The following is a 13,232-nucleotide window of genomic DNA, read 5'->3' on the forward strand; positions in this document are numbered from 1 at the left end:
TTCTGTTCCAGCTATCAACTCCATATGTTGCCTATCTTTTAAACACTTAATACTTTCTTAATACTGTAGCCCTATAATGAAAATAAACATAAGAATATTCACATCTATTAGAATCAGTATTTGTACATACAAATATTCGCTTGGGAGAAAGTAAAATGCCTAAATATGTAGAAGGGGTAGAGTTAACTCAAGAAGGCATGCATGCTATTTTTGCACGGATGGGGCATCCCGAGATTAAAAGCGGTACTATTTATAACGGAGTACCTACTATTGATCAAGAAGCTCTCGACAAGCAAGGTTTTATGCCTGTATTAACAGGGGTAGGACCTAAGAGAGACTCCGGTCACTGGATCATGTTAATCAAAGGATCAGGCAACCAATACCATCTCTTTGATCCAATGGGTAAAATTTCAGGTGAAGGCTATCAAGACATTTTAGCCACTCAATTGCCCAAAGGCTCCACCCTTTCTGTTATCCCCAATGAGCCCGGCCTAAACAAGGGGCTATGTGGCTATTGGGTTGCTTCTGTTGGATTAAAGGCATGTTCTGCACTCAATAAGGATAATCCTCCCAATTTAGAAACTTTGGGTCAAATCACAACGGATGCAATGAAGGATGAATTAACCGATAATGGTTATCTGAAAATTACCGGCTGGCTAAAAGCTGTTGCTGATAAATTTCCAGAAGGTGACCCCCAACCCGATGCGAAAGCATTAAGACAAACCACTGAAAAAGATTTGCACATAGAGATACCCTCTCCTGTTTCTCCAGTCAAAGACACAGCTCCTAAGGAAGTTTCTACAAAACCTACTGCACCACAAGTAGCTCCCAAGTATTCTTTAGACAGTAAGTTATTAGAGAATGACGATGATGTTCTAGACACCATAAAGTATGTTCATAAAGAGTATTTAGGAAAACCATATCCTGGCCCATTAAAAAATCCAAAAGCACCGGAAGAAGGACGACTTCCTCCAAATGAAGGGCCCGATCGAGGACCTCATGGTCTTGCTCATACGGTAAGAACAATGGCTTGTGCCGAGGTGATGATAGAAGAAGCACGTAAAGCTCAACTGAGAGGAGAAACATTAGGTAAAGCAAAAAATGGTCAGACTTTAGCTGATGTAACACCAGAAGAACTGAAAAAAATTCTCATCGCACAAGCCTTTTTTGTGGTAGGAAGGGATGATGAGCGTTCCGGCTATGATGACGTCCACAAGAGAAATTTTTACGCGGAATATCATGAGAAAAGTGAGCAAGCGTTCAGGAAATACGTTGAAGATAACAAGCTCATCGGCAAAATATTTAAAGATCAAAAAGAAGTCGATTTCTATGCTGCGATTATTCTGGATAAAAATCATGAATGGGATGCCACCCCGGCACATATCCTGATAAATCAAGGCCATATGGTCGATTTAATGAGGACTAAAGCACCTGCCGAAGTCGCATTGGAACGTACCTACAATACACTGAAAGGTACCGTCGGTTCAAAAGGTGCTGAAGTGGTCCTCAAGGCCCATCGAGATTTTTTCTTTGCCACAGGCGCTGTTGTTCCCTTAGTTAACCCTGAAGCAATTGATGACCCCAGTAGAGGTGGACCTTATGAAAATCCTTATAGCGGGGAGAAATTTGTTATTGTTGATGATAAGGTACCAGCTTCCAAGAAAGACTTACCAAAAGCTGTCAATCGTGACTATAAACTGAAAGATAACGAACGATTCCTAACCATAAAGGAATACTACGCTTTTCCTGATGTGCAGCAAACCTACCCTGGTTACAAAACACGTTTGGAAGCAAGCTCTTACTATTTCCCAACACCATTTGCAGGAGAATGTGAACAAAACCCTGCAAAATGTCTGGGAGCTATCCAAAAAGCCCGTTCAAAACTACAAACGGATGCCATTAAAAATGGCTTTCAATCAAGCTCTGAGAAAGAGAGAAGACAACCTAATATGGATGAAATTGCGGCCGCCCGCATTATTCAACAAATCATGGCCAATCCTGATTGCATCCATGACGATCATGTGCTCATCAATGGTCAAAAACTGGAAGAAAAATTCTTCCGTGACTTGTTAGCGAAATGTGATATGGCTGTTGTAGGCTCACTGCTCAATGACACCGACATCAAAAATATCGATACTTTAATGCGACACGAGAAAAACACTGAGTTTCATTCTACTGACCCCAAAGCAGTTCCAGTGAAAATTGGAGACGCCTGGGAAAATAGAATAAGAACCAAAGGTGGCGACGTCACTCAAATGAAGCATGATTTAATTTTCCTCATGCAAAATGACGCCTGGTACTTTAGCCGAGTCAATGCCATCGCACAAAACCGGGATAAAGGCTCCAATTTCAAAGAAGTGCTGTTTACCACCTTAATGACGCCTTTGACTAATAAATCATTAATAGATACATCCCACGTCCCAGCTCCGAAAAAACTGTATCGTGGATTAAATCTGCCACAAGAATTTACCAATAAATTAATCAATCAATCCAATGCCATTATTGCCAATACAGAAAATACGCTTTTTACTGATCTCTCTGCTGAAGCCTTCAAACAAATCAAGTTAAATGATTTTAGCCAAATGTCTGGCAAAACCTGTGCCAGCACAACCAAAAATATGAAACTTTTAACCGATATATGGGGCTCCAATGTCATTTTTGAAATGCTTGACCCGGATGGTTTACTGCATCCAAAACAAGTAGGAACCCATATGACTGGATCAGAAGATGAATTTTCCGTTTATTTGCCGGAAGATGTCGCTTTAGTTCCAACCAAGGTAACTCTTGAAGGAAAAACAGACACAGGAGAAGATCGGTATATCTTTACACTGGTTGCTGTTAAAAGCCCTGACTTTATACCACGACATGAAAGCGGCTATGCGGTTGAACCCTTCATGAAAATGCAAAAAGAGAAAGTCACCCAGGCATTGGATGCCATTGAAAAGGATAAAGACAGCTATAACATCGACGAACAACTAAAAAGCTTAAGAACAGAAATGGTCAGGCAAGCCAAATTGCCTCTTAGAGAAGGGGTTTTTGATAGACTCTCTCATCGTTTTTCTCTGGAAACCAGTGATAACAAAATATCTCCGGAACGCAGAGATTTTCTTAACCAACACGTCATCCCTGTATTACAGGAATGTCATATTGCTCTTAGAACAAACAATATGGAGATGATGCAAAAAGCCTTGGCAAAATTCCCTACTGATAAACAATGGTCTGCTTTTAAATCAGGAGAAGCAGTCAGAGCCAAAGCTCAAATGGATGTATTAAAGCAACAGATCGAAAAGAAAATCATGCTGCAAACTCAAATTATCCCAGCTCTCACGGAATGTGGTGAAGCACTGGATAAACAAAATGTCACAGAAGCATTACAAGCGCTTAATAAACTGCCTGCAGAAAAGGAAATAGGTAAAGCCAAGGGGATAGGACAAGAGTTAAGAGGGCAAATTGTAGGTGTTAAGCAAGAGCTGACTGGAAATCTTGAATCCTTGCAACGCGCAGTCACTACCCCTGTTGTAAAAGATGCTGAGAAAATGAGAGTACGGTATGAAACGCTTCTCACAGACGTGACCAAACGAGTCACCGACTTTGAAAAAATCAAACCGGCCAATCTTGACGGTTATAATAAGGCCATTGCCGATTTAAATAACATACAACAAGAATTAAACCTTTTGCGCAATGAAAAAATTCGCATGCATACTGACAAAGATAAAGCAGTGGACTTTTCTGACATAGAGGCCTTGGAAAAGAGATTAAAAGAAGCACAGCCCAATTTATATCCCTCGCTTGTGGAAGGAACAACAAAAGGTATTCAAGAACTTGAAAAAATACCCAAGTCAATCAGTTTTGACGATGTTAAATCAATGACATCCAAGATTAATGGCTACCTGGAAACCTTGGAATTCATTCGTAATGAAAGAGTTAAAAAGCATGGTGAATCCACTGAGCCACTGGATATGTCTGATCTGGATAAATTAAAAAATCAACTACAAGGCGTGAGTCAGCATTTAGCCCAAATTTTATTAAATGGAGCTAAAAACTCACTCGATAAAATCAAGGATCCGGTTACACTCGAAAAAGAAGGACAATATATAAAACGCTGCCTTGACCATTTTGCTGAACTTGAAAAAACTCTGGATAGTTCGGTAAAAGGAATGAAACAAAAAGAAGACTTTAACACCTATAAAAACTCTCTAATGGAGAAGCAGGAAAAAGCCTATCCAGAAATGTTGCAATTGCAATACAAGAGTGAAGCATTGATTACACAATTACGTAATCTATGCAATATTCATCATGATAATTTGGCCAAAACGAGAGAGGAACAACAACAGCTACTGAACAAGACCGGAGGAATATTAGGCGGTTTCTTTAGCCAGATAACGACTGCTATAAGTCAAGCCGAGTCAAAGAAAGCAAATGAATTTGCAAGATTTAAAACTGAATTAAATAATGACAAAAGTGATGTGAGTCAACTTATTCAATTTCTGGTAAAGAAAAAACCATCCGAATTGGAAGAAAATTTGGGCATATCGAAAGAAAATGCTGAGCAATTACATGGACTGTTAAAGCAACTAGACGCAAAAGCTACTCCAATAGATAAATTGCAGGAAAACACAAGATTAATTGATGAAATATCAACCAAAATGGGTAGTAAACCCGTCTCGCCAGAACATGTTGCCGCAACAAAAGCGAGAGAATACTATCAATTTCTTCTATATGGAGCGACACAAAAAATCGGTAACTTTGAAAAGATCAAACCTATCGATCCCGAAAGCTATAAAAAGGCTATGTCAGACTTAAATAACATGCAAGAAGCATTACAATTCCTACGTAGTGAAAAATCCCGAATACATGATGGCAAAGAAAAAGCAGTGGAATTCTCTGACATAGAAGCCTTGGAAAAACGAGTACAAAATGCTCAACCTAAATTACTGACAGCACTCCTGGATAAAACAACCAGAGAAATCTCAGCATTAGTAAAAATACCCAGGAAATTGACCTTTGAAGATATAAAATCAATGACAACCAAGCTTAACAGTTACCTGGAAACCCTGGAGTTGATTCGTAATGAAAGAATCAAACAACACGGTAAATCCCCTGAACTTCTGGATATGTCCGATTTGGATAGTTTAAAAGGTCAATTGCAAACCTTTAATCAAAATTTGACTGGCATGATACTAAATGCTACTAAAGATGGTCTAGATAGAATCAATGACAGGGCTAACTTTAAGGAAGGAGAACCTTACGTAAAAGCATGTCTTGATCTTTTAACAGAACTTGAAAAAACACTGGATAGTTCGGTAAAAGGAATGAAACAAAAAGAAGACATTAGCGCCTGTAGAAATTCTCTCCTTGATAAACAGGAAAAAGCCAATTCCGGAATGCTGGATTTGCAATCCAAGAGTAAAGATCTGGTTACCCAATTACGTGATATCTGTAAAATTCATCACGGTAATTTAGCTGAAGCAAGAAGGACCAGGCTTCACTCACTTGATAATCAGGAAGGCGGATTATTAGGGGGATTATGGTCTGTTACTAACAAATTAGGTGTTACCACAGACACAGTAGGTATCGAGAGGATGCAAATAAAAATGAAGGAGCAAGCACTGGCAAGATTTAAAACAGAATTGAATAATGACAAATACGATACGAATCAAGTCATTGCCTTTTTAGCAAATAAAAAACCATCAGAGCTGGAAGAAGGTTTAGGCATATCGAAAGAAAATGCCGAAGAATTACATGGACTGTTAAGTAAACTCACTAGTAAAATGACTTCGAAAATCGAAATTGAAGAAAATACACAGTTAATTGATGAAATTTCAACTAAAATAGGTACCGAACCCGTAAAACTCGAGTCGACTCACACAGTAGATGAAGATGAGCGTGATACCTATCACCGAGAAAGTGGTTACTTTTAAGTACTTGTTCGATGGTGAAATGATTCAGTGAATGATCGTAAGCGCTAGCAGATGAGAAATGAAAGACATTATATGAATTAGTTTCTCATTCTGTTAATCGCTTTAAAACATGTCACTTCTAATGAAGAAACACTATAAAGATAGGGTCAACCTCTTTTCCGCTCAAATTCACCTTATTTTACTGCCCTGCTCTTTATACAAGAGGAACACCTCCCAATTTTTTTTCAAATATCAAATTCAAAAAAAAATGAATATTTTTTTTTACATTTAATACTTTCTTAATACTACACTTCTATAATAAACATACAATTTGAAATATTTATATTCATCTAATGTGCACATTTGCACGTTTTAGAATATCAGTTTGGGAGAAGCCATAATGCCTAAGTATGTCGAAGGGGTAGAACTAACTCAAGAAGGTATGCATGCTATTTTTGCACGCATGGGGTATGGAGATATTACCAGCGGTAGCATATACAACGGAGTGCCAACTATTGACACAGGTGCGCTAAACAGGCAAGGTTTTATGCCCGTGTTAACCGGGGTAGGACCACACAGAGACTCCGGCCACTGGATTATGTTAATCAAAGGTCCTGGCAACCAATACTACCTCTTTGACCCATTAGGCAAAACATCAGGTGAAGGCTATCAAAATATTTTAGCAGCCCAATTACCAATGGGGTCTACCCTTTCTGTTATTCCCAATGGTTCCGGTTTGAATATGGGATTATGCGGCTACTGGGTCGCCTCTGCTGGTTTAAGAGCACACCAGGCATTAAATCAACATAATCCCCCTACTTTGTTAAATGTGGGACAAACCATTACCAATGAAATGCGTAACGAACTCGATCATGACGGTTATCGAAAAATTACCGGATGGTTACGTGCTGTTGCTGATGAATTCCCTGAAGGTGACCCACAATTAGATGGGAAAGCATTAAGAGAAAACACTGAAAAAGATTTAAAAATAGAAATTCCTACACTGGTTCTTCCTGGAAAAGATACCTCCCCTAAAGAAATGTCTGTTAAACCCACTGCACCACAAGATAAATCTGTGCCTGTTTGGAATGGGTTTTCATTATATACTGATGATACCGTTAAAGCCGCGGCACAATACGCCTATGACAACTATCTGGGCAAACCGTATACCGGATCAGTTGAATCAGCACCTGCGAATTTTGGCGGTCGAATGGTGTACAGACAACATCATGGACTTTCCCATACTTTACGGACCATGGCTTATGCGGAATTGATTGTTGAAGAAGCACGTAAAGCTAAATTACGGGGTGAAACATTAGGGAAATTCAAAGACGGACGTACTATTGCTGACGTTACCCCTCAAGAACTAAAAAAAATCATGATTGCCCAGGCATTTTTTGTAGCTGGACGTGATGATGAAGCATCCGATGCCAAGAACTACCAAAAATATCATGAACAAAGCCGGGATGCTTTCTTAAAATATGTGAAAGACAATGAATCCACTTTGATTCCTGATGTTTTCAAAGATCAGGAAGATGTCAATTTTTATGCCCGAGTGATTGAAGATAAAAGTCATGATTGGGAATCAACCCCAGCCCATGTGCTAATTAACCAGGGCCATATGGTCGATTTGGTACGGGTCAAGCAACCCCCTGAATCATTCTTACAACGCTATTTCAGTTCCATGCAACGCTGGATAGGTTCACAGGCAACGGAAGCTGTTTTTGGAATACAAAGACAGTTTTTCCATGCTACCTATGAAGTAGTCGCAGGTTTTGACTCCGATAACAAAGAACCTCATTTGGTTGTTTCTGGTTTAGGTCGTTATGTCATCGGTGAAGATGGTCAACCTATCCGAGAAGCTCCGAAAAAAGGACAGAAAGAAGGAGATTTAAAAGTTTTCCCTCAAACTTATAAATTAAAAGAAAATGAGCGTCTTATGCGCGTCGATGAATTTTTAAAACTTCCTGAAATACAAAATACCTTCCCTGGTTCTGGCAAACATTTACAAGGTGGAATGCCAGGTATGAATGAAATGGATTATTGGAATCGACTGAACTCTTTAAACAGAGCACGATGCGAAAACGATGTTGATTTTTGTTTGAAACAATTACAAACAGCCCATGACAAGGCGAAAATTGAGCCTATTAAACAAGCTTTTCAATCCAGTAAAGGGAAAGAAAGAAGACAACCTAATGTCGATGAAATTGCTGCTGCCCGCATCATTCAGCAAATCTTGGCCAATCCTGATTGCATCCATGATGATCATGTGCTCATCAATGGCCAGAAACTGGAACAACAATTCTTCCGTGACTTGTTAGCGAAATGCGAGATGGCTGTTGTAGGCTCACTCCTCAATGACACCGACATAGGAAACATTGATACTTTAATGCGACATGAAAAAGACACTGAGTTTCATTCTACCAATCCTGAAGCAGTTCCGGTGAAAATTGGAGAATATTGGATTAATGACCAAAGAATTAATAATAGTAGTGGCAACATCACCCAAAAGAAACACGATCTAATTTTCCTCATGCAAAATGATGCGTGGTATTTTAGCCGAGTCAATGCCATCGCCCAAAACCGGGATAAAGGCTCTACTTTCAAGGAGGTGTTGATTACTACTTTAATGACGCCTTTGACTAGTAAAGCACTAGTGGATACCTCGCAAGCCAAGCCCCCTACAAGACTATTTCGTGGATTAAACCTGTCAGAAGAGTTTACCAAGGGATTAATTGATCAAGCGAATGCAATGATTGCCAATACGACAGAGCGTCTTTTCACCGATCATTCACCAGAAGCCTTCAAACAAATCAAGTTAAATGATTTAAGTAAAATGTCCGGCAGAACCAATGCCAGTACAACCACGGAGATTAAGCTTGTAAAAGAAACCTGGGACTCCAATGTCATCTTTGAAATGCTTGACCCGGATGGTTTGCTGCATTCCAAGCAAGTAGGACGCCATGGCGAAGGCACCGAAAGTGAATTCTCCGTTTATTTGCCGGAGGATGTTGCCCTGGTCCCAGTCAAGGTCACCCTTGATGGTAAAACGCAAAAAGGGGAAAATCGATATGTCTTTACCTTTGTTGCCGTAAAAAGCCCTGACTTTACACCACGTCATGAAAGCGGCTATGCGGTTGAACCGTTTTTAAGAATGCAAGCCGCAAAGTTAGCCGAAGTCAAAAGCTCTATTGAAAAAGCCCAGAGAGCACCTGACCTTGAGACAATTTTCAATTTACAAAACGAAGTAGAAGCAGTGCAATACTCACACTTATCGACGGGTTACAAAAATTTTCTAAAAAACACCGTTGGTCCTGTTTTAGAAAATAGTCTTAGTGGACTCATGGAGAGTGACACGGACACTTTAAGTAAAGCATTAGCAGCATTCCCATCCGATACACAATGGTCAGCCTTCAATTTTGAAGAAGCAAGGCAAGCCAAAAGACAGATGGATGCCATTAAGCAAATGGTTGGAAATAAAGTGGTGCTTGACGCCTTGACTCAATGCCAGGACGCGCTGGAAAAGCAAAATATCGCTGGCGCACTGGATGCTCTCAAAAAAATCCCGTCCGAAAAAGAGATGGGTACAATTAGAAGAGAGCTAAGAGAACAAATCCAAAGCGCCAGGCAAGAACTGGAATCATTGCAGCGTGCTGTTGTTACCCCTGTAGTAACCGATGAAAAGAAAGTAAGAGAACGCTATGATGCCCTGATAGAAAACACATCGAAGAAAATTACTGAACTTGAAACAGGGAAATTACCCAATCTTGATGCTGTCAAGAAAGGCATATCTAACTTGAGCAACCTGAAACAAGAAGTAACCGTATTACGTAATGAAAAAATACGGATGCACGTTGGAACTGATAAAGTTGATTTTTCAGATGTTGAAAAACTGGAACAACAAATACAGGTTATCGATACCAAATTAGCCGATGCTTATTTACTTGAAGTAACCAAACAAATTTCAGCGCTTGACAATACAAAACCCAAAAATCAGACTGAATTGAAAACAAAAATAGCAGCATTTCTTGACAGAACCACTGATATTGAAATGTTGCGTAATGAGCGAATCAAAAAACACGGTTCATCGAAAGATCCACTGGATCTGTCTGATTTGGATAAATTAAGCGGCAGCTTACAGCGCATTAATCAATCCCTGGTTTCAGATTTGATAACAACCATCCGTGTGTCCATCAATCAAATGGAAGCGAAAACTTTTCACGAACAGGAAAAGGAAATACAACAAAATTTCGAGTTACTCGCAAAACTCGAAAAAACATTGGATAAGTCAAAGACATCAGAAAAACTAAGGGAGGATATTCCCAAACTTAATGATTTGCTGGTTGCAAAACAAAAAGCCTACCCTCAAATGGTACAAATGCAACTCAAGAGCGAAGTCTTCGTTACCCAATTACGTGAGGTATGTCAAGCTAACCATGACGATCTGGATAAAACAAGAAATGCAAGATTACGAGAACTGGATCGGCTGGACAGAGAAGCTGGAATAACAAGAATGGTGGGTAATCTAATCTGGGGTCTTACCAACAAAGTAGGTTTAACCACAGACGAACGACTTGACATCAGGACTAAACAGCAATCGCTTGCACGATTCAAAAATGAATTATTTAATGACAAGATTGATACGGATCAGCTAATCTCTAATTTGGCAAGGAAAAGACCTTCTGAACTGCAAGAAGGATTGGGAATATCTACAGACAATGCGATGGAGTTACATTTACTGTTAACTGAGTTAGCGGGTAAAACAACTTCTCCAGATGAACTGGAAGAAAGAATGAAAGCAATCGATGACATTTCCACCAAGATAGGTAGAGAGCCTGAGCATTTGAAATTTGTCATGGTTGAAGAAGATGAATCCAATAAAAAAACTATAGGATTTTAATTGACCTTAACCCAAATCGCATGAAGTTCTGAAGTCGGGTCTTATTGACCCGACTTTTTGTTATGGATTTAAAATAAAAGAGAATATATCCATCTACTGGCAACGAAATTTCGACCAGTTTGCATACCATTTAATTTAGACCTTGATTCTTCTCCCTGGTAGCTACATCGCTTATAAAAGAGTCACTTTGACTTTGTAAATTCAAAATTTTTACATGAGATCATTGACTTATTTAAGACATATCTTCATCCTTTGGATCATTTCGTATTGTTGGCGCAGATATTACTAAAGATAACTTTGAGATGAAATTACCTCAGTTTCAACAGGAGTGAACTTTTTCATTACAATATACGAATTTATAATCCCTAAAAGCAAATGGTTCTATTTTTCGTTTTGTCTTTCTAAATGGAGTATTGGTTATGTCGCTCTCTTCAGTAAAAAAAGTTTATAATATTTATTCTTCTTTTTATGATGTCCTTTTTGGATCTATCTTTCATCAAGGCCGCTCTCTATGTACTAATAAGGTTAATAAAAATGCTGGCCTGAATGCTTCTGTTTTAGAGCTTGGGGTTGGCACAGGGTTATCTTTACCCTTTTACCGTCCAGATTTGAACATAACTGGAATCGATATTTCAGAAAAAATGTTAGAAAAGGCTGAAAAACGTATCGTCAAGAAAAAATTAACAACCCATATTGATTTAAAAATTATGGATGCCGCTAATTTGGAGTTTCCAGATAACCATTTTGATTTTGTTGTTGCCATGTATGTTGCGTCTGTTGTCCCTGATATTGATACTTTTCTAAAAGAAATCTCACGTGTTTGTAAACCATCAGGCGAAATAATATTTGTGAATCATTTTGCTTCTGAAAAACCCATCCTGCGCTTCTTTGAAAAACAACTGTCACATATTGATAATTTTGTAGGATTTAACTCGAATTTTTCTATCCATTCCATTTTAAATTATAAAGAATTTAAATTGCTGGAAACTCAAAAAGTCAATCTTTTTGGCTATTGGAAATTATTACACTGTAAAATAAATTGAAGCTTTACAAAAATAAAGATAAGGGTTTTTACTTTCGAGCCAATATCAAAGAACAATAATAAAAATGCATCCCCTTTACTTTATGCGGTTGAACAATAGTGAAACCAATTTTTTCTAACATGTTCTGATATTCTGAGGCCCTTTTCATCACATTCACACCAAAATCATCGTGAAAAATGTACCGATATTCCGAGGCAAGGCAAATGTCGTTATTATCCTCTTTATAAAATTCACAAATACCGACTAATCCATTCTTTGGTAAGGCCTGATAAGCCATTCTTAATAATTTTCTACACACCTGATCATCCCAATCAAACAGAACTCTTGTAAATAAAATAAGATCAAATCCTACCGGAAAAGCATCCTTCTCAATAAAATCCCCCTCAATCACATGCACTCTATGATTTAGTTTCCTCGATTCGATATTTTTTCTTGCCATCTGCGCAGACATTGGCAAATTGTAGACTGCTGCTTTTAAATGCGGATATTTTTTAACAAAAGTACACGCCATAGTTCCATCACCACCACCCACATCCAAAAATTTATTGACCTTTTTAAAATTGATAGATTGTAATAAACAATAGGTAGGCTGATCAGATGTTCTAGTCATCCAATCCTCAAGCCACTCTGCTTCTTGCTGAGTTTTCGGAGGCCAGGAAACACTTGTCTTGACTTTTCCAAAGCGCAATACATCGGTCAGATTTTCTTCTGCACTAACAAGCCAGGTCTTAAAAAACATTTCCATGGCAGGGAATTCTTCACTGTGTATTAACTCAATGAATTCCTCGGGTAATTGATAAGCTTGCTGCCCATTAACCTTAATTTGTATTAAAAAATGCTCTGAACTAAGAAGATGCAGCCACTTCCTGGCCCTTATTGGCATTAATTGCAATTTTTCTATAATATCCTTTTCTAAAACCCATGCCTTATTTTCAAATAAAGAAAATAAATTGACACCAAACATGGCTTCAATCAGTTTAAGTCTGGTACCAGCGGCAACAAGAGAAAAATAATTTTCATAAAAATCGGCATTAGGCCTCACCTTTTTTTCTTGGGTTAAATCAGCCTCTTCCTCTTTATTCTCATTTTTTTTCTGATTGGGGAAAAATTTCTGTGACCATGCCTTTATCCACGATGTTAAAGCGTTCATCCCACAATATTCGTTTAAGAGTGTTATTAATATGAGAATAGAACAGGACTGACAAAAAAACCCAAGGCCAAGGCAAAAAATGTTTTTAATGAGAAAATTTAGATAAAATAAATGACTGAACTAAAACTCTTTTTAACAAAGAGATTGGGGGGCGTAAGTTCTCTAGAAGTGAAAAACCCGTTCAGCCAGTTCCCTCAAATCACACAATGGTAACAATAAGTGTACAAATGCAGACATCA

4 protein-coding genes are annotated in these 13,232 nt (G+C 38.5%); 3 read left to right on the plus strand and 1 reads right to left on the minus strand.

The window, feature by feature from the left end; genetic code table 11:
- The first annotated feature begins 155 nt into the window (after positions 1–155).
- The 3 genes from sdeB to pmtA all read left to right on the plus strand — a co-directional run bounded on the left by sdeB (position 156) and on the right by pmtA (position 11,843).
- Positions 156–5,921, plus strand: coding sequence for a Dot/Icm T4SS effector SdeB (gene sdeB / locus LPG_RS10835; RefSeq protein WP_015444209.1), 5,766 nt, complete (start codon positions 156–158; stop codon positions 5,919–5,921).
- Positions 5,922–6,300: 379 nt separating this feature from the next.
- Entirely contained in the window at positions 6,301–10,800 is a 4,500-nt protein-coding gene (gene sdeA / locus LPG_RS10840) for a T4SS effector NAD-dependent ubiquitin ligase SdeA (RefSeq protein ID WP_015444208.1), read from the plus strand.
- Between the two features lie 419 nt (positions 10,801–11,219).
- Positions 11,220–11,843 (plus strand): phospholipid N-methyltransferase PmtA, encoded by a 624-nt coding sequence (pmtA, locus tag LPG_RS10845; protein WP_015444207.1) that lies wholly within the window; start codon positions 11,220–11,222, stop codon positions 11,841–11,843.
- Positions 11,844–11,871: 28 nt separating this feature from the next.
- Here the strand turns inward: pmtA and LPG_RS10850 are convergent, their stop codons facing one another.
- On the minus strand, positions 11,872–12,993 hold the full coding sequence (locus LPG_RS10850; protein ID WP_010947870.1) for a methyltransferase: 1,122 nt from the start codon (positions 12,991–12,993) through the stop codon (positions 11,872–11,874).
- Between the last annotated feature and the right edge of the window lie 239 nt (positions 12,994–13,232).

Origin of the sequence: Legionella pneumophila subsp. pneumophila str. Philadelphia 1 (assembly GCF_000008485.1) — a bacterium.
Classification (GTDB): Bacteria; Pseudomonadota; Gammaproteobacteria; order Legionellales; family Legionellaceae; genus Legionella; species Legionella pneumophila.